This is a genomic window from Corynebacterium sp. HMSC034A01, from assembly GCF_001838175.1.
GTDB lineage: Bacteria > Actinomycetota > Actinomycetes > Mycobacteriales > Mycobacteriaceae > Corynebacterium.
Map to the genome: position 1 here is coordinate 4,864 of NZ_KV835948.1, position 23,196 is coordinate 28,059.

Sequence of the window (23,196 nt, forward strand, 5' to 3'; positions counted from 1 at the left end):
CGGCGCGCTAACCAACTGCGCCACAGGGCCATATTCTGTTGTTTCTGTGCCCGCTCAAGTGCGTTTCACACTGTCGCTTGCACGAGTTGATACATTACACAGCCCCCTAACATGGCGACAAATCGCCAGCTTAGGAGAGGTATCTCCCGGTTTCAGACCCGGTGCTTTCGTGCTTACCGACGCCCACGCGCGACGAAGAAGACAACCGCCCCGGCCACCAGCAGCAGCACCAGCAGGCCGCCGAGCAGACCCGGAACGAGCCCGAAGCCGCCAGCCTCGTCGTCCTCCGCGGCGTTGACCTCCGCATCGTCTTCCCCGCTGTCCTGACTGTCCTGCGAGGCTGAAGTCTCGGTTGTGTCGTCCGCCGCGTCGAATTTGATCGGTTCGACGGACGGCTCCGGACCGTCCTCGTGCGTCGGTGTCCAATCCGGGCCGCCGTTGGCCGGCTCGCCATCCATGACCACCTCGAATTCAAAGGGCTGCTCCACGCCAGCGATGTCGTAGCCCTCGTGCACCCACCCCATGCCGAGCCACACGTAGTACTCGCCCTGGTAAGGCGTATTCGTGCCGTGCCACACATACTGGTTAAAGGTTTCCGGGTCGGACTCCGCAGCGTCCTGGAAGAAGTTCAACGGGTGGCGCAGTACCTCGTTGCGCATCGGGTCGTAGATGCCGAAACCGAGGCTATCGGCGTTGTGCGCGACCGACTCCGGCGTTTTCACCTTCACCACCGGCCGCTGCCCGTACGCCACCGGGATCTTATAGAACCTGAATTCACCAGGGATGATGTTGTCGGAGTACGTGCCCTCGGTGATGTCCACCGCATCATTGAACCCGGTGCCGCCGGAAATTGGCTTGGGGTTCTCAATCGGCAGCTCCCCTAGGTAGTCGCCGGCTTTGGTAATACGGCCGTCGGACCACTCGGTTTTCTGTTCATCGTCGTGAATCGGCTCATAAAACACGCCGACCTCGAGCGAAATGTCCCCAACGTCGTTCCCTTCGACGTCGGACACCTGCATTTTGACCAGGATGTCGCTCATGTCGCACTCCATGTCCGACTCCTCGTTGCGCTCTGCCGAGGCGTTCGCAGAGTCGATCCCATAGTCCGGCCCAGCAGAGACGAATGCGGAGTGCGTAACGGGGAACCAGCCGCACTCTGCGTCGCCCTCGTTGGTGACCTCCACCGGATCAATCTTGAGGTGGCCGTCCTCCCACATGCCGTCGGTCTGCCACACGGGTGAAAACACCATGCGCGCGTTGTGGCGCGGCGGCACGGAAATGCGGAAGTACCGGTCCTTCGCAGTGCCCCGGTCCGGCGTCACCGTGGTCTGGTACTGCCCCTCGCCCAGCCACTTCGCGTCCTCCGGGGTGTCCGAGAACTCGAATTCGGTGCCGCCGGTCTGGTACTTCTCCACCCCGCGCTGGGACAAAAACTTCAGCGACTCCGCCAAGCTGCTCGCATCGGCCGCCTCCAGGAACTGCCCGCCGCCAGCTTCCGCGATACACTCCAGCTCCGCGCGAGCCTCCTCATCGGCTTTGAACCCGACAGTGTGGATCGCCAGGTCAACGCCGTTGCCGGCCAATTCTTTGGCCACGTCGCACACCTCCGGCGGCGCGCAGGTGTCAATGCCGTCGGAGACCAGAATGATCGAGCGCTCCCCCTCGTTGCCCAACTCCTCTGCAGCTTTGCGCAGCGCGTTGCCCATCGGCGTGTAGCCCTTCGGCGTGAGCCCGTCGATAGCCGTGCCGAATTTTTGTTTGTCCACCTTGCCAATGGGCACGAGGCGCTCGATATCCTTGCAGCCCTTTTCGCGGTTGTCGGGCGCGTTGGATTCCTGCGCGCCGTAGGCGATAAGCCCCATCTGCGCGGTTTCCGGCAGGAAATCAACCAGCTCGCGGGTCGCCTTCTTCGCCGCGTCGATGCGCGGCCCCTCGGCGTCCTCCTCGACCATGGAATAGGACGCATCCAGGATTAGGACACCCTTCGCGTCGGCGGAGCCTCCGCTTGCCGACGCCCGCGTGGTCGAGCCCGACAGCGTCTTCGTCTCAGTGCTCACCGCAGTACTCGATTCCGCGGGCCTACCCGTCGATGTCTCCGTCGCGAATGCTGGCGCTACCCACGCCAACATGCAAGCGATGACAAGCGCGAGCACAACTACGGACCGACTTTCCCGTTTCGCATGCGACATTACCCAAGTCCCCTTCAGTATATGTCCGCAATCACAGTACACAATAAAAGTGGATCAGGACTTCCGCAACAGGTGTTAGGAAGACAGGTATCTCCCGGTTTCGGACCCGGTGCGTTCATGCCTATCGACGAGCTGCCGCACCGTGCCCGCATCCACCACTCGCCCACCTGCTGAGCCGGCACCGGGACCCAGGTCGATGACGTAGTCGGCGCGGGAGACCAGCGCGAGGTTGTGCTCCACCACAATGACAGTCGCGCCGGAATCCACCAGCCGGTCAAACAGCTCGACCAAGCGCGCGGTGTCGGTAAGGTGCAGGCCGGTGGTGGGCTCGTCCAGCACGTAGGCGGGCGCCGGCTTCTTCAGACTGGCGGCCAGCTTCAGGCGCTGGCGCTCGCCGCCGGACAGCGTGGTCAGCGGCTGGCCGAGCGTGACGTAGCCCAGCCCCACGTCGATCAGGTGCCCGCACATCTTGGCCGCGGCGTTGACCTTGTTCTCCTTCAGGTAGGGCTGCGCCTCATCGGCGGGCATGGCCAGCACTTCGGCGATGCTCTTGCCGCCGAGGGTGTGCACGAGCACGGCGTCGTCGAAACGTTTGCCCTCGCAGACCTCGCAGGGCACGTCCACGCCCTGCATCATGCCGAGATCCACGTAGACCACGCCCGCACCCTTGCAGTGCTGGCACGCGCCGGCGGAATTGGGCGAGAACATTGAAGCCGGCTCGCCGGAGGCTTTCGCAAACGCCTTGCGGATCGGGTCCAGCGCGCCGGTGTAGGTGGCAGGGTTGGAGCGCCGCGAGCCGGAGATGGGCGCCTGGTCCACCCACACCGCGTCTTCCAGCAGCGCGGAATCCTTCAACGCGCGCAGCAGGGAGGACTTGCCGGAACCCGCCACGCCAGTCACCGCGGTGAGCACGCCTGTGGGGATGTCTACGTCGATGCCGGCGAGGTTATTCTCGCTGGCCCCGCGCACCTTGAGCCACCCGCCAGGCTCGCGCGGGTCGTCCTTGATCTCGACGCCGAGCTTGAGACTTTCGCCTGTGCGTGTGCCGGCCTCGCGCAGCTTGGCAACGGTGCCTTCAAACACAATCTGGCCGCCCTCGGTACCCGCACCGGGGCCGAGTTCGATGACGTGGTCCGCGATCTCGATCGTCTGCGGTCGGTGCTCCACCACGAGCACGGTGTTGCCCTTGTCCCGCAGCGCAGCGAGCAGGCCGTTCAACCGATCGATGTCGGCGGCGTGCAGGCCCGCGGTGGGCTCGTCGAAGACGTAGGTGACGTCGGAAAGCGCGGAACCGAAGTGCCGGATCATCTTCACACGCTGCGACTCGCCGCCGGAGAGCGTGGAGCTCGGCCGGTCCAGCGCGATGTAGCCCAGCCCGATGGCGACAAAGTTCGCCAGCGCCTCGCGTATGGACGCCACGAGCGGCGCCACGCCCGGCGCGTCCACCTCCTCGAACCACTCAGCAAGGTCGGCGACCTCCATCGCACACAGCTCGGCGATGTTCTTGCCGTTGATCTTCGACTCCAGCGCGTGCTGCGCCAGCCGGGTGCCGCCGCAGGCGGGGCAGTCAACCTGGGTCATGGCGCGGTCCACGAACTCACGGGCGGATTTTTGCAGCCCCTCCTTCTCCTTGCTCAGCAGCGAGGACTCCAGGCGCGGGATGAGCCCCTGGTAGGTGGTGTTGAAGCCTAAGTACTGGACCTTCTCGGGCTCGCCGTAGAGCAGGGCGTGGCGCTGCTCAGCCGTAAACTCGCCCACCGGCACGTCCACCGGGAATTTCCCGGCTTCGGCGTAGGCGCGGAACTGCCACGAGCCGGGCTTGTAGCCGGGCGCGAGGATGGCGCCGTCGTCGATGGACAGTGAGTCGTCCACCACCTGCGCCTCGTCGAACTTGCTCGCACGCCCGGTGCCGGCGCACTCCGGGCACATGCCGCCGGTGCGGGTGAAGGTCTTCACCACCTTTTTCTTGCCGGTCGCGTCCTTGATCGCCCCGCCGCCCGACACGCTCGGCACGTTGAACGAGTACGCGCCCGGCCCGCCTGCGTTCGGCTCCGCGATGCGCGAATACAACACGCGCAGCATGGGCGTAACGTCCGTGGCGGTGCCGACAGTGGAACGCACGTTCGCCCCAAGCGCGGACTGGTCCACCACGATCGCAGCGGTTACGCCTTCAAGCCCAACCACGTCCGGCCGCGCCATCGACGGCATGAACCCTTGGACGAAGGAGGAGTACGTCTCGTTGATCAGGCGCTGCGACTCGGCGGCGACGGTATCGAAGACCAGCGAGGACTTGCCGGACCCAGACACGCCGGCAAAGACGGTGAGGCGGCGCTTCGGGATCTGCACGGAGACGTCCCGCAGGTTATTTTCGTTCGCTCCTGTGACAACGATTGCGTCGTGGGCGTCAGCTTTGTTATTCACGGGCGCCAAGCGTAGCCGTCGCAAAGCAAAAAGCCCGAGGCGTACCTCGAGCTAAGAGCGACCCTGACGGGACTTGAACCCGCGACCTCCGCCGTGACAGGGCGGCGCGCTAACCAACTGCGCCACAGGGCCGTACCCCCAACGGGATTCGAACCCGTGTTGCCGCCGTGAAAGGGCGGAGTCCTAGGCCTCTAGACGATGGGGGCCTGTCATCAAAGACAGCCGTTGAATCATACGACACAGCCGTCGCAGCAACCAAATGAGCAGTACAGTGGGCCTCATGGCCGAAGCAATCATCTACGACGCAACCCTCAATCCAACGAAAGATGAGGTCCTTTCCGAGCATTCCCCCATCGTGGAGCCCCTCGGTTCCTACCGGGCGGTGGATCGCGACGGCGAGGTGGGCATTGAGGTCCTCGTCGGCCGCGATGTCAACGGAGCGCTGCGGCAGTTCGGCGTCTCCTACCGCGACGCGGGGGCCAAGCTTGACGACGAGCTCACGCCCATGGACCACTCCGTCCTCGGCGCCCGCTCCGTGGCACCACTGACCACGGACCCGGTGGCTGTGCGCGAGCTGATCCAGACAATCCTCGCCGGCGACGAGGGCGCGTCCTTCAGCAACGGCGAGCCGATCTTCGCCGTGCGCGGCACCGGCCAAACTCGCGACGTGGCCTTGGGCGCGGTGGAGATCGAGGACCACAACGAGTACACCAGCATCGGCTCGGTGGCCATCGACGGCGACAAGCAGCGCTACCAGCTGCGCATCACCCGCGAGATCCTCAGCGCCCAGGTGGCGGAGCCGGAAGACCTCGCGCTCGTGCGCGCGGACGACGGCGCGATCCTCATGCGCCTTGAAGTCTGGAAGTAAGCCTTAGCCCGGCAGCATGAGCAGGCTGGCCGCCATGACAGCCATGCCGATAATCATGCCGTAAATGGCGGTGTGGTGCTTGCCCGTCGCAATGGCGGTGGGCAGCAGCTTGTCCAGGCTGACAAAGACCATGATGCCGGCGATGGCGGCGAAGGTGTAGCCCAGCGTCTGCGGCCCCAGAAACGGCTGCAGCAACAGGAAGCCGATGACGGCGCCGAGCGGCTCCGCCAGGCCCGACAGGGTGGCCCAGCCGGCAGCTTTCCACTTCGAGCCGGTGGCCTGGCGCAGCGGCACCGCCACGGCGATGCCTTCCGGGATGTTGTGGATCGCGATGGCCAACGCAATCGGCAGCGCCAGCGCCGGATCCGCGAGCGCAACCGCGAAGGTGGCAAAACCTTCGGGGAAGTTGTGCACCGCGATTGCTACCGCGCTGAGCACGCCGACGTTGCGCAGCCGCGCACGGCTCACACCGGACTCGTCCGGCTCCTCGTGCGGGTTGATCTCTTCCGGCACAAACCTGTCAATCAGTGCGATCAGCGCAATGCCAGCGAAGAACGCGGCCACTCCCCACTTCTCCGCCGAGGCGTTGCCCGCCTCCGCCAGGCCGCCGATCCCCTCGGGCAGCAGCTCCACAAACGAGATGTAGACCATGACGCCGGCGGAGAATCCGAGCGCCCCCGCCAAAAAGCCCGCCCCCGGAGAACGCTTCATTACTACGACCAACCCACCGAAGCCGGTGGACAGGCCGGCCAGCAGGGAGATCCCGAGCGCGACGGCGACGGCGTCCGGGGCGACTGTTGCAAGATCCATGACGCAAAGCTAGCAGTTGCGTCAGGTGGCCGGAGGGACGTCGACACGCAAAATGCCCCGACCGAACACGGCCGGGGCATGCGGTGGGCCCTGCGGGGATCGAACCCGCGACCTGCGGATTAAAAGTCCGTAGCTCTACCAGCTGAGCTAAAGGCCCGCGAGGGCTAATGGTAGCCCCTGCGACCATTAGCCCGGAAATCGGGGCAGGGTTAGTCCTGCTTCATCATCGTGCCGGTCTCTTCCATGCGCAGGTGGAAGTCGAAGGCGTGGCGCAGATCGTGCGGGGTTGCCTGGTACTTGCACTTGGAAGCGAGCTCGACGTACTCCTCCAGCAGCGGACGGTACGACGGGTGGGCGATGGAGATCATCTTGGCCACGCGGTCGCGCGGGGCCAGGCCGCGCAGGTCGGCCACGCCGTACTCGGTGATGAAGACCATCGCGTCGTGCTCGTTGTGGTCGATGTGGGACGCGAACGGGACAATGGCGGAGATGGCGCCGTCCTTCGCCACCGACGGGGAGATGAACGAGGAGATGTAGGCGTTGCGGGTGAAGTCGCCCGAGCCGCCCAGGGCGTTCATCAGACGGGAGCCGTTGATGTGGGTGGAGTTGGCGTTGCCGTAGATGTCCGCCTCGATCATGCCGTTGGACGCGATCAGGCCGGTGCGGCGGATGACCTCCGGGTGGTTGGAGATGGACTGCGGGCGCAGGATGATGGACTCGCGGTAGCGCGACGCCTCATTGTTCATCTTCTCCGCGTACTCCGGCGACAGGGAGAACGACGTTGCGGACGCCACGGTCATCTTGCCGGCGTCGATGAGGTCGACCATGCCGTCCTGAATGACCTCGGTGTAGGCCTGGATGTTTTCGAACTTGGAGTCCATCAGGCCCGCCATCACGGCGTTGGGGACATTGCCCACACCGGACTGCATGACGTAGCCGTCGTACGTCAGACGGCCGGCCTTGACCTCGTTTTCCAGGAAGTCCAGGAAGTTGCCGGCGATCTGCTCGGAGATCTCGTCCGGCGCCTTGAACGGGGCGTTGCGGTCCGGGTCGTTCGTCTCAATGACGGCGACGACCTTCTCCGGGTCGATCTCGATGTAGGTGGTGCCGATGCGGTCGCCGCACTTGGTGATCGGGATCGGGATGCGGTTCGGCAGCGGCGGCACGGTCCAGATGTCGTGCATGCCCTCGAGCTCCTCGGACTGCCAGGAGTTGACCTCGATGATGATCTTCTTGGCGGCGTTGAGGAACTCCACCGAGTTGCCGACAGAGGAAGACGGGACGATGTTGCCGTCCTCGGTGATGCGCACGGCCTCCACGATGGCCAGGTCGACCTCGCCGAAGAAGCCCTGCTCCACCATCATGCCGGAATGCGACAGGTGGATGTCCTGGAACTTCATCTCGCCGGCGTTGATCTTGTTACGCATGGTCGGATCGGACTGGTATGGCATGCGGTAGCGCAGCGCACCGGCCTCCGCGAGCACACCATCGCACTCCGGCGCGGTGGAAGCACCGGTGTACATGTCGATGGAGAAGTCCTGGCCCTTCTCGTGAGCGGCCTTCGCCTTCTCCGCAATCGCGGCAGGCAGAGCCTTGGGGTAGCCGGCGCCGGTGAAGCCGGAGGTGCCGACCTTGTCGCCGTGGTTGACAAACTGGACAGCCTCTTCGGCGGACATGACCTTGTCGCGCAGCTTCGCGTTTGCAATGCGGTCGCTCATGTTGCTCCCTCAAATCGTTATGTGCGGGTAGATAACATTCCCCACAATATTGTGACGTAGGCCCCACTGCCAGAATTCGGGCGGAGCCCGCGGTAAAGCAACTGCTTAGCGACGGCACCGTACCCCCGAACGGGCGTATCCCGACGATTGGACGGAAGACGTGCTGCACGGGAAGAATAGGCCGCACTATGACTGCAGTTGCCCCCGCCCTGACAATCGGCGGCATTGATTTGAGCTCCCCCGTCATCCTCGCGCCGATGGCCGGGGTGACAAACATGCCGTTTCGCGTGCTGTGCCGCGAGATTGAAGAAGAGCTCACCGGCACCTCCTCCGGCCTGTACGTCTGCGAGATGATCACCGCGCGCGCCATGGTGGCCCGCAACCAGAAAACGCTGCACATGACCACCTTCGCCGACGTGGAAACGCCACGGTCGATGCAGCTGTACACCGTGGACCCCAAGTTCACCTACGAGGCGGTGCGCATGATCGTGGAGGAAGACATCGCCGACCATGTGGACATGAACTTCGGCTGCCCCGTGCCCAAGGTCACCCGCAAGGGCGGCGGCTGCGCCATCCCGTACAAGCGGCGCCTCTACGGCAACATCGTCGACGCCGCCGTGCGCGCCGCCGAGGGCTCCGGGATCCCGATTACGGTGAAGTTCCGCATCGGCATCGACGACGAGCACCACACGCACCTCGACGCCGGGCGCATCGCCGCCGACGCCGGCGCCGCCGCGATCGCGCTGCACGCCCGCACCGGCGCCGAACGCTACTCGGGCCAGGCCCACTGGGACGAAATCGGCCGCTTGGTCGAGCACATGGACGGCACCGGCGTGCCCGTCATCGGCAACGGCGACATCTTCGCCGCCGACGACGCGGCGAAGATGATGGAGCAGACCGGCTGCCACGGCGTCGAAGTCGGCCGCGGGTGCTTGGGCCGGCCGTGGCTGTTCGCCCAACTCGGCGCCCAGCTGCGCGGCGAAGCCATCCCGCCGGAGCCGACCCTGAGGCAAGTCGCAGGCATCATCTACCGCCACGCCGAGCTGCTTGCCGCCCACGACGGCGAGGAGCACGCCTGCCGCGACATCCGCAAACACACCGGGTGGTACCTGCGCGGCTTCCCTGTCGGCGGCGAGTTCCGCAAGTCGCTGGCCCAGGTCAGCTCCCTGGCGGAACTCAAGGAGCGCCTCGCCCCCATCGCCGATTCGGAGGAAAAGGCTCAGCACGCGGACGACGCCCGCGGGCGCCAAGGTTCCGCCGGCAAGATTGCGCTGCCCGAGGGATGGCTGGACGACCCAGAGGACGACACTGTGCCCGAGGGCGCCGAGATTGAAAATAACGGCGGTTAAATCCGCCAGCTTGCGTAGCATGAAGCCATGCTGCGCACCGTGTATAGAGAACATCTCCAGGCCTTCAACGAGGACGTCCTCGAGATGTGTGATGCCGTGCGCGACGTTATGGGTCACGCCACGGCAGCGCTTTTGGAGCACTCCCTGGAGGACGCCGAGGCCGCGCTGACGGCAGTGGACGAGCTCAAAGAGATCAGCCAACGCTGCGAGGAACGCAGCATGAGCCTGCTCGCGCTGCACAGCCCCGTGGCGTACGACCTGCGCCAGGTTATCTCCGCTATCTACATTGTGGAGAGCTTCGATCGCATGGGCTCCCTGGCAAAAAACGTCGCGCTGCTGGCCAGGCAGCGTCACCCCAACCCCGTCTACCCCGAGCCGCTGCAAGGCTACGTCCAAGAGCTCGCACGTCTCGTCTACGAGATGGGTGCCGCAACCCGCAAACTGCTCGACGAGCCCGACGCGGACGCCGCTGTGGAGCTGCACACCATCGACGAAGGCGTGGACGACATGAAAGCGTTCCTCTGCGCGCTGGCCTCTGCCCCGGACTGGCAGTACACCAACCGGGAAGCCGTGGACCTGTCCATGCTCGCGCGCTACTACGAGCGCTACGCCGACCGCTGCGTCAGCGTTGGCCGACGCATGGTCTTCCTCATCACCGGGCTCCAGCCCGAGGCGTACGTGCAACAACGCGACGAGGTGGACTACGACCCGGTGAAGAAGTTCGCCACCATCGAGCGCAAGTTCCGCAACCAGAAGTAGCTGCGAAACGCAACGCCCCTTGCGGTGCGTGGTGCACCGAAGGGGCGTCGAGAAGCAGAACGCTTTAGCCGAAGCGACCGGAGATGTAGTCCTCGGTCTCCTTCTGCTCCGGGTTCTCGAAGATCGTGGTGGTGTCGTTGAACTCCACCAGGTGGCCCGGCTTACCGGTGGCTTCGAGGGAGAAGAAGGCGGTCTTGTCGGACACGCGTGCAGCCTGCTGCATGTTGTGGGTCACGATCACGATGGTGTACTCGTTCTTCAGCTCGTGGATGAGGTCCTCCACGGCCAGAGTGGAAATCGGGTCCAGGGCGGAGCAGGGCTCGTCCATAAGCAGGACCTCCGGGCGCACCGCGATCGCACGTGCGATGCACAGACGCTGCTGCTGACCGCCGGAGAGGCCGCCGCCCGGCTTGTCCAGGCGGTCCTTGACCTCTTCCCACAGGTTCGCGCCACGCAGGGACTGCTCGGCGACCTCCTTGAGCTTCTTCTTGTCCTTCTCGCCAGCCAGGCGCAGGCCCGCCACGACGTTGTCCTCGATGGACATGGTGGGGAACGGGTTCGCCTTCTGGAACACCATGCCGATGGTGTTGCGCACGGCAACCGGGTCGACGTTCTTGCCGTAAATGTCGTTGCCGTCGAGGAGGATCTCGCCCTTCACGGACGCGCCGGGGATGACCTCGTGCATGCGGTTCAGGGTGCGCAGCACGGTGGACTTGCCGCAGCCGGACGGGCCGATGAACGCGGTCACGGCCTTGGACGGGATCTGCATGTTGACGTTCTGCACAGCGTGGAAATCGCCGTAGTAGATGTTGACGTCGTTGAGTTCGAGCTTGGTAGACATCTGGGTTTCTCCTGGGTGGGTGGGAACGCGGGTGGGTTACTTCTTGACCGAGTAGCGCTTCGCCACGAATCGAGCGAGCAGGTTCAGGGTGACAACGAGGATCACGAGCGTCAGCGCCGCGCCCCAGAGTCGGTCGTTTGCCGGGCCGGTTGCACCGGACTTCCACATGTCCAGCATGAACAGCGGCAGCGAGGACTGCGGCTTGTCAAACATGTTGAACCAGTTGGTGGTCGGGGTGGAGCCGACGAGGATCAGCACCGGGGCGGACTCGCCCATCACACGTGCGATGGCGAGCATGACGCCGGTGACGATGCCGGACAGGGCTGTCGGTAGCACGATGCGCATGATGGTCTTCCACTTGGGAACACCCAGGGCGTAGGACGCCTCGCGCAGGTCCATCGGAACCACGCGCAGCATCTCCTCGGTGTTGCGGACCACAACCGGGATCATGAGCAGGATCAGCGACAGCGACACTGCGAAGCCGGAGCGCTGCTGGCCCAGGATGGTGATCCACAGTGCGTAGACGAACAGCGCGGCGACGATGGACGGCACGCCGGAGAGGATGTCCACCATGAAGGTGGTCAGCTTGCCCAGCTTGTTGCCGTTGGAGTACTCCACCAGGTAGATGGCGGTGAAGATGCCGATCGGGATGGAGAACAGCGACGCAACCAGCGTCTGCATGAGGGTGCCGGCGATGGCGTGGAGTGCGCCACCGCCCGGCTTTGAGGAGCGCACGCCGACCATGTCCTGGGTCCACCAGGCCGGGTCGATCACAGCGCCCAGGCCGCGGGAGACCACGGTGATGAGCAGCCACAGCAGCGGGATCAGCGCGAGGATCATGCACAGCCACATCAGGCCGCCCATGATCGAGTTCGTGGTCTTGCGGCTTGCGGCGATGTCGGTGAACGGGCTTTCACCTTTACGACGCACCGGAGCGGCGTTCTTGGTTGCTACCTGGGAGGAGCCGTTGTTCGGTACTGCAGTAGACATTTCTACTTTCCGCTCCTTACTTGTTGACGATCGCGCGGGCGATCGAGTTGACGATGAAGGTCAGCAGGAACAGCACCAGGCCGGCAGCGATGTAGGCGCCTGCGGAGACCGGGTTGTTGAACTCTGCGGCGGCGTTGGCGATCGCGGTGGCGAAGGTGGTGCCGCCGTCGAACAGGGAGCCGCGGAAATCGTTCGCCGGTGCCACAGCCATGTACAGCGCCATAGTCTCACCCAGTGCGCGGCCGAGGCCGAGCATGGAGCCGGCGATGAAGCCGGACATGCCGAACGGGATCACCGTCATGCGGATGACTTCCCAGCGGGTGGCGCCGAGCGCCAGCGCGGACTCGATCTGGCCGGGAGGGGTCTGCACGAAGATCTCGCGTGCGGTTGCGGCGATGATCGGCAGGATCATGATGGCCAGGACGATGCCGCCGGTCATCATGTTGCGGGCCGTGGAGAACGGCGGAGAGTTCTGGTAGGTGGCGAACAGGAAGAAGTCGCCGCCCCAGCTGTTGACCCACTTGTAAAAGCCGCCCAGCAGCGGGCCGAGCACCTGCGCGCCCCACAGGCCGTACACGATGGACGGCACGGCGGCGAGCATGTCCACCAGGGTACCCAGCGGCCGGACCAGGTTCGGCGGGCAGTAGTTGGACAGGAACAGTGCCACGCCGAGCGCGATCGGCATCGCGATGATCAGCGCGATCAGAGAGATGGTCACCGTGGAGAAGAACAGATTCGGGATACCGAACTGCATCGCCTCCAGGTTCGATGTCTGCCACTGGCCACCGTAGGTGAGGAAGCCCAGCACACCACGGTCGTTACGCATCAGCGGCGGGAGAGCCTGAATGAGCAGGAAGATGCCGATCGCCGCGACCAGCACAGTGATCAGGGTTGCGGAGGCGGTGGACAGAAACTCGAAGACGCGGTCGCCGGGGCGCTTCACGCCGGCGCCCTTGGCGGGGTCGCCCGCAATGGGAGCGTGCTGGTTCTCGCCCTTGGTCAGGGTGGCGCCTGTGGAGTTCTGGATTACAGGATCAGTGGTGTTCGCGGGCCCTGCGCCGCGGTCGAGGTGATCGTTAGCAGCCATATGCTCGAATCCTTCGAAAATGAATCGTTGTGGACGGCGGAAACTGGGGCGAACGCTCCACTTCTCCGCATAGAGAGACCCCCCGAGATCGGAATCTGAGGGGGTCTATCTGCCTACCGCGGCGCGAGAGACCGCAGTGGCCGGTTACCAGCGCTTACTGGATAGCGTTGATAGCCTCGCGCAGGCGCTCAGCGTGTGCACCCTTGACCGGGATGAAGCCCTCTGCAGAGAGCTCCTCATCCTGGCTGTCCAGTGCGACGTTGAGGAAGTCCTTGACCATGTTGGAGGTTGCCTCGTCGTAGCCGGCGGAGCAGACGATCTCGTAGGTGGTCAGAACCAGCGGGTATGCGCCAGCGACGTCGGTCTGGAACAGCTTCTCAGCGTCGACGACCATGTCGTGGCCCTCGGTCTTGAACTCGAGGTTGTCCAGGGTCTTCTCAACGGACTCGTCGGACAGCTCAACCGGGCCGTTACCGAAGTCGATGTTGGCAGTCTTGTCAGCGAAGCCAGCCTCGACGTAGGTGATGGCGCCCTCGGTGGCGTTGACCTCCTGGGCCACACCGGAGGAGCCGTTTGCGCCGGTGCCCACGGAGTTCGGGAAGGCCTTGCCGGAGGACTCCCACTTGCCGTCGGAAGCCGCAGCCAGGAACTTCTGGAAGTTGTCGGAGGTGCCGGACTCGTCGGAGCGGTAGAAGACGTTGATCGGAGTATCCGGGAGCTCGACGCCCTCGTTGTTCTCGGCGATCTTCGGGTCGTTCCAGGTGGTGATGACGCCCTGGAAGATCTCGACGATGTTGTCGACGGTCAGGTTCAGCTCGTCCACGCCGTCCAGGTTGTACGCGATTGCAACCGGACCGATGACGAACGGCAGGTGCCATGCCTCGTTGCCGCCGCAGCGGTCAGCAGCTTCCTGGACCTGCTCGTCCTTCAGCGGGGAGTCAGAGCCAGCGAAGACGGCCTGGTTGGCGATGAAGTTCTTCTGGCCAGAGCCGGAACCGGACGGGGTGTAGGCCAGCTGCGCACCCGGAACCTCGGATGCGTAGACGGACGCGAAGTAGTCCATCGCGTTCTGCTGGGAGGAAGCGCCCTCAGCAACGAGGGTGCCCTCCTGGCCGGACAGCTCGTAGTCGCCGGACTTCGCGTCGCCGTCCTTGCTGTCGTTGCCGTCGGAGGAGACGGCCTCGGTTGCGGACTCAACAGCGTCGGTAGCTGCGTTGTCCTCGGAGTCGCCGCAAGCGACGAGGGAAGCGGAAGAGAGGGCAACGACGCCAGCGATTGCGGCGGTGCGCTTGAAGTTACGGATCACGGGATACCTTTCCGGTGCTAACGGGTCAGTTTCGAGTGTCGGAGCAACTGTCCGATTACTCACGAGTGCAAACCTACGGAACCCTGGTTAATGGCTGGTAGCCAGTTAAGTGAATAACTGGTGAACTCCCGCCCATCACACTGTTTTCGCAGGTTAAGGCCAGGCTACTCGTACACAACGTGACTTTCATCAACTTCAAAACCGAGCTGCAAATACCGCTTCACCGCCGGCTCATTGTCCGCCTCAACATAAAGGATGACCTGCGGGGATCCCCCTGCAACTAGGTGCCTCAGACCCATCTGCATCAATGGTCCCCCCATCCCCTCCCCCCGATGCTTCGAAGCAAGCCCAACCACATACACCTCACCCGTCCCATCGGGGTGGCGTTTGGTCCAGTGGAACCCAGCCAACTGTTCGCCTACATACAGCAGCCGCACACCTGCCGGGTCGAACCAGTCGGCCTCCATCGCGCGATGCAGCCGCTCCAGGTCCCAACCGCCTTGCTCGGGGTGCCAAGAGAACGCGTCGTTGTTGACCTCGAGCCATTGCTTTTCGACGGCGTCCCGCCCCCAACGCTCCACCGCGCTGACGTAGTCCAGAGCTTCGAACCCCTCCGGCAGCTCGGGCTCACCCGCGGGAATGTCGCCGGCAGAAATCCCCATCACCAGCAGCTCACGAGCAACGCCCAGCCCAAGCTTCGCGGCGAGCGCTCGCGCTCCCGTCAGGTTGCCGTGCGCCCACAGGCCGGCGTCAGGGGTTTCCGCACGGACCTTGCGCGCCAGCGCCTCGCCGATCCCTTTGCGGCGGAAGTCCGGGTGCACGACCAGCTCCGCGGAACCGTCCCCTGCCAGCCCCGCGCAAGCCACCACCGCGCCGTCATTCTCGGCCAGAAAGTGGGTGTGGCGCACGCGCTCGTCCTCAAGCCCCTGCACAAAAGCTTCAGAGAAGGCGGCGATGCCGTCGTGGGCTTCGGCGGCTTCAAGCAAGGGCCGCACGCGGTCGCCGGGCAACTGGGCGCTTAGGATATCGACAGTCATGGTTCCCAAGGCTACGTGCGGGAAGGAGGGCGCGTTGAAACGAACGGTCGTGGTCGCGGCGGCGCTCGTCGCTGCCCTCGGGCTCGCAGATACAGCGCTGGCTTCCCACGTGGAGCACAATCTCGCCAGCGAAGGCGTGGAGGCGCAGGTCAGCGCCGTGCCATTCGTGTGGTCCGGCATCAGCGGCCGCGTCCCGCGCGTCACGGTCAAGCGCACCGACGCGGACATCCCCGGCCCTGGGGTGGGCACGGTGAGCGTGGAGATGTTCAACCTGAAGCTGGACACTCCGGCGAATGCGCTGCGCGGAGAGGTTGTCGGCGCGGATGCCCGCCTGGTGCGCCGCCGCATCCGCCTGGACGGCGTGGGCTTCGGCGAGCTACTGGGAATTACGGACCTGGACATGGCCAACCCGTACGACATCTCGCCTACCGGCGGCGTGGCCAGCGAGGCGCGGCTGACCGGCACCGTGCCCGGCGCGCAGGAGCCCGCCACGGTGGTGGTGACGCTGCGGCTTGTCGACGGCACGTTCCGCATGCGCCCCAGCCAACTCATCGACGCCGCGGCCGGCGAGGAACGTACCGTGCTGGACGGCTTCACCCTCGACCTGGACACCCGCGAGCTGCCCTTGGGCGGGCCCGCAGACCTGGTGCAGCTGCGGGGCGGCTCGCTCGAGCTGTCCCGCGACCGCGTGAACACCGTGGTGGAGCCTGCGGATCTGGAGCCGCTGGCAGGAGCGTCTACGCTGGGAAAGCATGACTGAAGAAAATAGGACTGAAGAAAACACACTCAACGGCAACGACGCTGTGAACCTCGCGGCGGAGCAGTCCAAGAACACTGCGCACCGCAACATCCCGGAGCTGGGCTTCGAGGAGATGCCGCTCGAGGCGGACACCGCCAACTTGCGTTTCGGCCCGTCGCTTCACGACGGCCTGCTGGCCCTGCTGCCGCTCGTCGGCGTGTGGACGGGCTCCGGCCAGGCGAACGACCCGTCCGATCCGGAGGGCGAGGAGTACGCCTTTGGCCAGCAGCTGGTTGTCTCCCACGACGGCGAGAACTACCTGCGCTTCGAGTCCCGCATCTGGCGCCTGGATTCCGAGGGCAACGCCACCGGCGCAGACCAGCGCGAGGTGGGGTTCTGGCGCATCTCGCTCAAGGACGAAATCGAGGTGACACTGACGAACTCGCGCGGTCTGGTGGAGATCATGTACGGCGGGCTAGTCAACGAGCGCGCGTGGCAGCTCACCAGCGCCTCCACCATCGCCACCGAAACTGGCCCGGCGGCCCACGGCCCGGGCAAGCGCCTCTACGGCCTGATGCCCAACAACAACCTGGGCTGGGTGGACGAGCGCGCCGTCGACGGCGAAATGGTGCCCTACATGTCCGCCGAGCTGAAGCGCGTGGCGGGCTAAGCTACCGCGTCTTCAATGAGCTGCCTGATCTCCGCGGCGTTGTCGGGGGCGGGCAGCTTTTCGCCGTCGAGACGCTTCACACGGGTTGCGATGCGGGTGGAGCTGACCAGCCAGACGGACTCCGCTTTGAACAGTTCGCCCAAGTAGATGTCCTTGGCCTTGCACTTCCAGCCCAGCTTCTCGGCGTGGTCGAAGACGGCGGCCTGAGTGGTGCCGGCCATCACGCCCGCACCCGGAGCTGGGGTGCGCAAGCGGCCGCCCTTTTTCACCATGAGCACGCTCGAAGTCGCGCCTTCGAGCACGCGGCCGGTCTCCGGGTCGACGTAGATGATGTCGTCCGCGCCTTGCTCGTCCGCCCAGCGCAGCGCAGCCATGGTCAGCGCGTAGTTCAGTGTCTTCGCGCCGTCGCGCATCCAGGGCACGTTGAGGTCGATGGCGTAGCCGCGCGGGGTGGTCAGCACACTGACGCCGCGCTCTCGCTGGCGCAGCAGTTTCTCTGGCAGTGGACGCACGGTGATCCACGCGGTGGGCACACCGGTGGTTTCACGGCCCCGGGTCATAGTCCAGGTCACTTTCGCTTCGATGCTCGGATCGTCGTCGCGCTCGCGGCAGTAATCCGCCACCGCCTCCTCAGTCGAGCGTGTCCAGTGCTCCTTGCCCGGTGTGGGCAGTCCCAGCAGTTCCGCGGAGCGCGCGAAGCGTTTCAGGTGCTTGCTCAGGTTCTGAGGTGTACCCCCGCGCACCAGGATGGATTCGAAGATGCCGTCGCCGCGGGTGACGGCCGCGTCGTCCCAGAACACGTGCGGCATGTTCGGGTTCTGGCGCCGCACCGAGCCGCCGAACGGCTCCACCAGGTAGATCACGGGCGCGGGCGTTAGCTGGGGAAAAACCATAGTGCCCCTATGATAGGCGCCCATGGGTTACGCATCGAAGCTTTTGACACGTCCCGGCGCACAGGAGCTGCCCGGACCCTCTCTTCTCGACGCCGAAGGGGTCCCCTGGCACTACGGCAACCCCCTTGTGGAGCAGCGCATCACCGAGCCGACGCTGGTGGACCGCTCCCACCGCGCCGTTATCGCCGTTTCCGGGCCGGACGCGCCGGCGTTCCTGAACAACCTGCTCACCCAGAAGCTGGATGACGTCGCCGACGGCTTCGCCGCCTCCGCCCTGGACCTGGACGCGCAGGGGCGCATCCTGCACCACGCGGACGTGGCGGTGGCCGACGGCGTCTACTACTTCGACCTGCCGTCCTACCAGCGCGAATCCTTTGTGGACTTCCTGCGCAAGATGGTCTTCTGGTCCGAGGTGACCATTGAGGAGCCGGACTTGGGCGTGCTGACCATCCTGGGCCCGGTAGCGCAGCCGGACTTGGGCCAGGCGTTCACCCGCCGCCTGGACGGCTGGGGCGGTATCGGCCGCACCGACATCGCGGTGCCACGGCCGCAAATCACCGAGATCGCGGACCAGTTCCCGCTCGCGGGCCTGATGGCCTTTACCGCCTACCGCGTCGCCGCGGGCGAGCCGGAAACGCGCGCGGACCTGGACGAGAAGTCCATCCCGCACGAGGCGCCGAACCTGATCAACCGCGGCGAGAAGGTCCGCGCCGTCCACCTGGAAAAGGGCTGCTACCGCGGGCAGGAAACCGTGGCGCGTGTGGAGAACCTGGGCCGCTCCCCCAGGTTGCTGGTGAAGCTCCAGTTGGACGGCTCCGCCCCTAACGAGCCGGAAAGCGGCGCCGGGATCACCGCCGGCGGGCGCAAGGTGGGCCGCGTTGGCACCGTGGTGCACGACGCGGACGAGGGCCCGGTCGCGCTCGCGCTTGTGAAGCGTTCTGCGCTGCAGGCGCCGCTGGAGATCGGCGGCACGGCGGCATCGGTGGACCAGTCGTCCCTGCCCGCGGATGAAGGCGAGCACGCGGGACGCCGAGCCGTCGATAGGCTAAGGCGCGGACCTGAGAGCCAGCTATAGCAGCTGCTCAGACCCCCAAAGCGCATTTTTCCTGAGTGCAAGCTATAGTGTCCTACAGGAAAATATCGTAAATAAGTATGAGGCCGCCTCTTTAGAAGGCCGCCCAAGAACCACCTCAAGGGGGTCACGCCATGGGCCGCGGACGCGCAAAAGCCAAGCAGACCAAGGTTGCTCGCCAGCTGAAGTACAACTCTCCCGAAATGGACCTGGATTCCCTGCAGCGAGAGCTTGCAGGCCAGGCCCCGCGACGCAGCTGGGACGACGATGAGGCTGAGGTGGACGACCAGTACGCGGAGTACGCGGACTGGGACGACGAGGACGACGACCGCTAGTCCACAGCCTCAATGAAAAAGCACCCCTGGCCGGGGTGCTTTTCTTGTTGCCTAGTACTGCGGGTGCGAGCCGGTGAGCACGGCGCGGGCAGTGTCGCCCTCGCCTGCTGCGCGGACCTCGCCGAGATCCCACGCGTCGATGTGACGCGCCGCCAAGATGGCCAGGGCGCGGTCCCGGTCCTCCGGGCTGACAATGGCAACCATGCCGACGCCCATGTTGAACGTCTTCTCCATCTCCTCGTCCGGCACCTGGCCGACAGACTTGATGGTGCGGAAGATCGGGCCCGGGGTCCAGGTGGTGCGGCGCATGTCTGCAACCAGCCCCTCGGGGATGATGCGCTCCATGTTGCCAGCCAGCCCGCCGCCGGTGACGTGGCAGAAGGTGCGGACCTCGCACTCCGCGGCCAGCGCCAGGCAGTCCAAGGCGTAGATGCGGGTCGGCTCCAAAAGCTCCTCGCCGAGCGTGCGGCCGAGCTCCTCCATCTCCACGTCCAGCGGCAGCCCGGCGCGCTCCAGGAGCACGTGGCGGGCCAACGAGTAACCGTTGGAGTGCAGGCCGGAGGACGCCATGGCGATGATGGAATCGCCCTCGCGGACCTTGTCCGGGCCGAGTAGCTCGGCAGCCTCGACAACGCCGACGGCGGTGGCGGAGACGTCGTACTCGTCCGGCTCCATCACGCCCGGGTGCTCAGCGGTCTCGCCGCCGAGCAGGGCGCAGCCGGCCTGGACGCAGCCCTCGGCGATGCCGGAGACGATCTCTGCAACCTTCTCGGGCACGACCTTGCCGATGGCGATGTAATCCTGCAGAAACAGCGGCTCGGCGCCGCAGACGACCAGGTCGTCCACGCACATGGCCACCAGGTCGATGCCGATGGTGTCGTGCTTGTCCATGGCCTGCGCCACAGCGAGTTTCGTGCCCACACCGTCGGAGCCTGCGGCCAGCAGCGGCTCCTTGTACTTCCCCAGCGCAAACAGGCCGGCAAATCCGCCCAGTCCGCCGCGGACCTCCGGGCGGGTGGCGCGCTTCGCGTGCGGGGCGAAAAGCTCCACGGCCTTGTCGCCGGCCTCGATGGACACGCCGGCGGCTTCGTAGGAAACCGGATTCTGTTCAGTACTCATTTAGGCTTCTGCACCTTTCTGGATGCGTCGGACAAGGTCGGCGTTGGGGTTGCCCTCCGGCAGGCCCAGTGGGTAGTCGCCGGTGAAGCAGGCCGCGCAGAGGTTTTCCTTGGGCTGGTTCGAGGCGGCGATCATGTCGTCGATAGGCACGAATGCCAGCGAATCCGCCCCGACCATCGTACGGATGGACTCGGCGATCGCCTCGTCCGAATCGGTGCGGCCGTGGTTGGCGATCAGCTCGCCGGGGCTGGCGAAGTCGATGCCGTAGAAGCACGGCCACTTCACCGGCGGCGAGGCAATGCGCACGTGCACCTCCGCCGCACCAGCCTCCCGCAGCATGCGGATCAGCTTGCGCTGCGTGTTGCCGCGCACGATGGAATCGTCCACCACCACGAGCTTCTTGCCCTCGATGACTTCGCGCACCGGGTTCAGCTTCAGGCGCAGCCCCAGCTGGCGAAGGGTGTCGGAGGGTTGGATGAACGTGCGGCCCACGTAGGCGTTTTTCATCATGCCCTGCTTGAACGGGATGCCGGACGCCTCCGCGTAGCCGATGGCGGCGGGGGTGCCGGACTCCGGCACGGGCATGACCAGGTCCGCCTCCACCGGGCTCACCTTGGACAGGCGGCGGCCGATTTCGATGCGGGAGGCGTTGACGGTCTGCCCGTCGATGACGGAGTCGGGGCGTGCCACGTAGACGTACTCGAACACGCAGTGCGCCTTCGGGGTTTCGGCGAAGCGCTCGGAGTGCACGCCGGATTCGTCGATGGCCACCATCTCGCCCGGCTCGATGTCGCGCACAAACGACGCGCCGACGATGTCCAGGGCGCAGGTCTCGGAGGCGACAACCCAGCCGCCGTCGAGGCGGCCCAGCGACAGCGGGCGCACGCCGTGCGGGTCGCGGGCGGCATACAGCGTGTGGCCGTCGGTGACCATGAAGCAGAAGGCGCCTTTGACACGGGGCAGGAGTTCCCGTGCGGCGTCGAGAAGCGTCTTGTCCTCGGTGACCAGATCGGCCAGCAGCGCGGAAACCACCGCGGTATCCGACGACGAGCCCTGGCCCTTCACCCCGGCAGGAGAAATCAGCTTCTTCGCAATCGCTTCGTCCTGCAGCTCGAGGTAGTTGACCAGGTTGCCGTTGTGCGCCAGCGCGATGTCCGTGCCGTTGGGCGAGGTGCGGAACATCGGCTGGACGTTCTCCCACGAGTTACCCCCGGCCGTGGAGTAGCGGGTATGCCCGATCGCCACATCGCCCTGCAGCGCCTCTAGCGCGGGTTCGTCGAAGACCTGGCTGACCAGACCGGTGTCCTTGAACACCACCAGCTTGTCCGGGTCTCCCACCGCGATGCCGGCGCCTTCCTGGCCGCGGTGTTGCAGCGCGAACAGGCCGAAGTAGCTCAGCTTGGCCACGTCCTCGCCCGGCGCCCAGACGCCGAACACGCCGCACTCGTCGCGCGGGGCATCGCTGTCGATATCGAAGTCCTGACTTGGTTTAGGGCTCTCCGTAAGCACGCCCCTCACTGTATCCGAGTCCGCTCAGCGCAGCGCAATCACGGGCAGGCCAGCGGCGATTTCGGCGGCGCGGGAGCCGGAGGCGTCGATAGTCCCCCGCTTCAGCTCCTCGTCGAAGCTGGTCAGTCCGGTGGCCAGCCGCAGCCACGTCTCCGGTTTCATCTCCACCACATTCGGCGGGGTGCCGCGCGTGTGCCGCGGGCCCTCGACGCACTGCACCGCCACAAACGGCGGCACGCGCAGCTCCACCGAGCGCCCCGGGAGCTCCTCGGCGAGGGTGCGCGCGGTGCGCCGGCAAGCATTTGCAAGCTCGCTTCTCGACGGCTCCGCTGCCCCACCCTCCAGCCACCCAGCCACCTGCTGGATCGCCTCACGTGTCAGCGCCGGGTCTTGTTTCTGCACCATGACACACCATATTAAGGTGGCCCCATGCCAAATTCCCGCGTCGCCGCCGAGCGCTCCCCCTCCGTGACCCTGCGATTCATGGCCTCCCCCACCGACGTGCTGCACCACGGCGCGCAAGGTGTCTCCGGCGGCCGCGTGCTGGAATGGATCGACAAGGCAGCGTACGCCTGCGCAGCGCAGTGGTCCGCCACCTACTGCGTCACCGCCTACGTGGGCCACATCCACTTCCCCCGCCCCATCCCCTCGGGCCACATCGTGGAGGTGCGCTCCCGCATCGCCATGACCGGGCGGTCGTCCATGCACATCGTCAACGAGGTGCTCTCCGCCGACCCGCGCGAAGGTATCTTCACCCGCGCCTGCGACTGCCTGGTCGTGTTCGTGGCCAAGGACCCGGACACCGGCAAGTCCATGGCGGTGCCGTCGTTTGTGCCGACAGACGACGAGGAGCGCCGCGTCGCCGAAGCTGCCGAGTCGCGCATCGGGCTGCGCCAGGCCATCGAGTCTGAGATGGAGGCGCAGACCTACACCGACGACTCCACCGCACCGCGCATCGTGCACCGCTTCATGGCTAAGCCCACCGACGTGAACTGGGGTGGCAACGTCCACGGCGGCACCGCCATGGAATGGATCGACGAGGCTGGCCTGGCCTGCACCATGGAGTGGTCCGGCGAGCGCACCGTGGCGGTCTATGCCGGCGGCATCCGCTTCTACCACCCGGTGCACATCGGCGATCTGATCGAGGTGGACGCACGCATTACCCGCACCGACTCGCGCTCCATCCACACCTCGGTGCACCTGCGTGCCGGTGACCCGCGCGGCGGGCGCGAGAACTTGAAGGATGCCATCCACGCCACGTTCACCTACATCGGCATCGACATCGACGGCAACCCCCTGCCAGCGCGCAAGTTCACCCCGGTCACCGAGGAGGACCAGCGCCTCTGGGAGCACACCCAGACGCTCAAGGACCTGCGCGGGCAGTACGAGCCGGTGCCGCTGGTCAAGCCGCTGCCGCCGGTGCAGCTCACGTCCTAAGTTTTTCGCCCGTATATGCGTTTGGGGAATGTGGCAAATATTTGCCA

General features: G+C 65.5%; 21 protein-coding genes and 3 tRNA genes. 8 read left to right on the top strand and 16 right to left on the bottom strand.

All coding sequences use genetic code 11. The features are described 5' to 3' along the window. Nucleotides 1-173 precede the first annotated feature (173 nt). The 4 genes from HMPREF2791_RS04515 to HMPREF2791_RS04530 form a co-directional block, all read right to left on the bottom strand. Nucleotides 174-2,057, bottom strand: coding sequence for a vWA domain-containing protein (locus HMPREF2791_RS04515; protein WP_168168290.1), 1,884 nt, complete (start codon nt 2,055-2,057; stop codon nt 174-176). A 207-nt stretch (nt 2,058-2,264) separates the two neighbouring features. After that, nucleotides 2,265-4,610 (bottom strand): ATP-binding cassette domain-containing protein, encoded by a 2,346-nt coding sequence (locus HMPREF2791_RS04520; RefSeq protein ID WP_070844635.1) that lies wholly within the window; start codon nt 4,608-4,610, stop codon nt 2,265-2,267. A gap of 58 nt (nt 4,611-4,668) precedes the next feature. Further along, nucleotides 4,669-4,742, bottom strand: a tRNA-Asp gene (locus HMPREF2791_RS04525). 1 nt (nt 4,743) lies between these two features. After that, nucleotides 4,744-4,816 (bottom strand) — tRNA-Glu (locus tag HMPREF2791_RS04530). A gap of 74 nt (nt 4,817-4,890) precedes the next feature. Here HMPREF2791_RS04530 and HMPREF2791_RS04535 point away from each other — a divergent pair. Further along, nucleotides 4,891-5,478, top strand: coding sequence for a CG0192 family protein (locus HMPREF2791_RS04535; protein WP_070844561.1), 588 nt, complete (start codon nt 4,891-4,893; stop codon nt 5,476-5,478). A 3-nt stretch (nt 5,479-5,481) separates the two neighbouring features. Here HMPREF2791_RS04535 and zupT read toward each other — a convergent pair whose 3' ends face one another. The 3 genes from zupT to HMPREF2791_RS04550 form a co-directional block, all read right to left on the bottom strand. Then, complete coding sequence (gene zupT, locus HMPREF2791_RS04540; RefSeq protein WP_070844562.1) at nt 5,482-6,288, bottom strand: zinc transporter ZupT; 807 nt, start codon at nt 6,286-6,288, stop codon at nt 5,482-5,484. A gap of 84 nt (nt 6,289-6,372) precedes the next feature. After that, nucleotides 6,373-6,445, bottom strand: a tRNA-Lys gene (locus HMPREF2791_RS04545). A gap of 52 nt (nt 6,446-6,497) precedes the next feature. Further along, complete coding sequence (locus tag HMPREF2791_RS04550; protein WP_070474565.1) at nt 6,498-8,006, bottom strand: acetyl-CoA hydrolase/transferase family protein; 1,509 nt, start codon at nt 8,004-8,006, stop codon at nt 6,498-6,500. Nucleotides 8,007-8,194: 188 nt separating this feature from the next. Between HMPREF2791_RS04550 and dusB the strand changes: the two genes are divergently transcribed. Then, nucleotides 8,195-9,355 (top strand): tRNA dihydrouridine synthase DusB, encoded by a 1,161-nt coding sequence (gene dusB / locus HMPREF2791_RS04555; protein ID WP_070844563.1) that lies wholly within the window; start codon nt 8,195-8,197, stop codon nt 9,353-9,355. A 27-nt stretch (nt 9,356-9,382) separates the two neighbouring features. Beyond that, entirely contained in the window at nt 9,383-10,114 is a 732-nt protein-coding gene (locus HMPREF2791_RS04560) for a phosphate signaling complex PhoU family protein (protein ID WP_246815217.1), read from the top strand. 64 nt (nt 10,115-10,178) lie between these two features. On the opposite strand, the gene pstB is transcribed toward HMPREF2791_RS04560, so the two are convergent. The 5 genes from pstB to mshD form a co-directional block, all read right to left on the bottom strand. Then, nucleotides 10,179-10,955: a phosphate ABC transporter ATP-binding protein PstB gene (pstB, locus tag HMPREF2791_RS04565; RefSeq protein ID WP_070474571.1), complete on the bottom strand. Its 777-nt coding sequence runs from the start codon at nt 10,953-10,955 to the stop codon at nt 10,179-10,181. Nucleotides 10,956-10,991: 36 nt separating this feature from the next. After that, entirely contained in the window at nt 10,992-11,819 is an 828-nt protein-coding gene (gene pstA / locus HMPREF2791_RS04570) for a phosphate ABC transporter permease PstA (RefSeq protein WP_246815221.1), read from the bottom strand. Between the two features lie 142 nt (nt 11,820-11,961). After that, nucleotides 11,962-13,032, bottom strand: coding sequence for a phosphate ABC transporter permease subunit PstC (pstC, locus tag HMPREF2791_RS04575; protein ID WP_083327901.1), 1,071 nt, complete (start codon nt 13,030-13,032; stop codon nt 11,962-11,964). A gap of 154 nt (nt 13,033-13,186) precedes the next feature. Next, the gene (pstS, locus tag HMPREF2791_RS04580; RefSeq protein ID WP_070474576.1) at nt 13,187-14,338 is read right to left on the bottom strand and encodes a phosphate ABC transporter substrate-binding protein PstS; all 1,152 of its coding nucleotides are present in this window, start codon (nt 14,336-14,338) and stop codon (nt 13,187-13,189) included. Nucleotides 14,339-14,502: 164 nt separating this feature from the next. Further along, a complete protein-coding gene (mshD, locus tag HMPREF2791_RS04585; RefSeq protein WP_070844564.1) occupies nt 14,503-15,375 on the bottom strand; it encodes a mycothiol synthase in 873 nt (290 codons plus the stop codon). Nucleotides 15,376-15,409: 34 nt separating this feature from the next. Here mshD and HMPREF2791_RS04590 point away from each other — a divergent pair, with 34 nt between their 5' ends. Both HMPREF2791_RS04590 and HMPREF2791_RS04595 read left to right on the top strand, forming a co-directional pair. Further along, nucleotides 15,410-16,135, top strand: coding sequence for an LmeA family phospholipid-binding protein (locus tag HMPREF2791_RS04590; protein WP_246815218.1), 726 nt, complete (start codon nt 15,410-15,412; stop codon nt 16,133-16,135). Then, entirely contained in the window at nt 16,128-16,784 is a 657-nt protein-coding gene (locus HMPREF2791_RS04595; protein ID WP_070474585.1) for a heme-binding beta-barrel domain-containing protein, read from the top strand. Before HMPREF2791_RS04590 ends, HMPREF2791_RS04595 begins: the two co-directional genes overlap by 8 nt. Here HMPREF2791_RS04595 and HMPREF2791_RS04600 read toward each other — a convergent pair. Continuing rightward, complete coding sequence (locus HMPREF2791_RS04600; protein WP_070474588.1) at nt 16,781-17,677, bottom strand: aminodeoxychorismate lyase; 897 nt, start codon at nt 17,675-17,677, stop codon at nt 16,781-16,783. The genes HMPREF2791_RS04595 and HMPREF2791_RS04600 overlap by 4 nt on opposite strands. Before the next feature lie 22 nt (nt 17,678-17,699). Here HMPREF2791_RS04600 and HMPREF2791_RS04605 point away from each other — a divergent pair, with 22 nt between their 5' ends. After that, nucleotides 17,700-18,752 (top strand): CAF17-like 4Fe-4S cluster assembly/insertion protein YgfZ, encoded by a 1,053-nt coding sequence (locus HMPREF2791_RS04605; RefSeq protein ID WP_070844565.1) that lies wholly within the window; start codon nt 17,700-17,702, stop codon nt 18,750-18,752. A 131-nt stretch (nt 18,753-18,883) separates the two neighbouring features. Then, on the top strand, nt 18,884-19,084 hold the full coding sequence (locus tag HMPREF2791_RS04610) for a DUF3073 domain-containing protein (protein WP_070474593.1): 201 nt from the start codon (nt 18,884-18,886) through the stop codon (nt 19,082-19,084). Nucleotides 19,085-19,135: 51 nt separating this feature from the next. On the opposite strand, the gene purM is transcribed toward HMPREF2791_RS04610, so the two are convergent. From purM to HMPREF2791_RS04625, 3 genes are read right to left on the bottom strand one after another with little or no spacing between them, the layout of a single operon-like run. Then, nucleotides 19,136-20,203, bottom strand: coding sequence for a phosphoribosylformylglycinamidine cyclo-ligase (gene purM / locus HMPREF2791_RS04615; protein WP_070474596.1), 1,068 nt, complete (start codon nt 20,201-20,203; stop codon nt 19,136-19,138). After that, entirely contained in the window at nt 20,204-21,712 is a 1,509-nt protein-coding gene (purF, locus tag HMPREF2791_RS04620; protein ID WP_070474599.1) for an amidophosphoribosyltransferase, read from the bottom strand. A 24-nt stretch (nt 21,713-21,736) separates the two neighbouring features. Continuing rightward, nucleotides 21,737-22,117: a sterol carrier family protein gene (locus HMPREF2791_RS04625; protein ID WP_070844566.1), complete on the bottom strand. Its 381-nt coding sequence runs from the start codon at nt 22,115-22,117 to the stop codon at nt 21,737-21,739. A gap of 24 nt (nt 22,118-22,141) precedes the next feature. Here HMPREF2791_RS04625 and HMPREF2791_RS04630 point away from each other — a divergent pair, with 24 nt between their 5' ends. Continuing rightward, nucleotides 22,142-23,149, top strand: coding sequence for an acyl-CoA thioesterase (locus tag HMPREF2791_RS04630; RefSeq protein WP_070844567.1), 1,008 nt, complete (start codon nt 22,142-22,144; stop codon nt 23,147-23,149). The last annotated feature ends 47 nt before the right edge of the window (nt 23,150-23,196 follow it).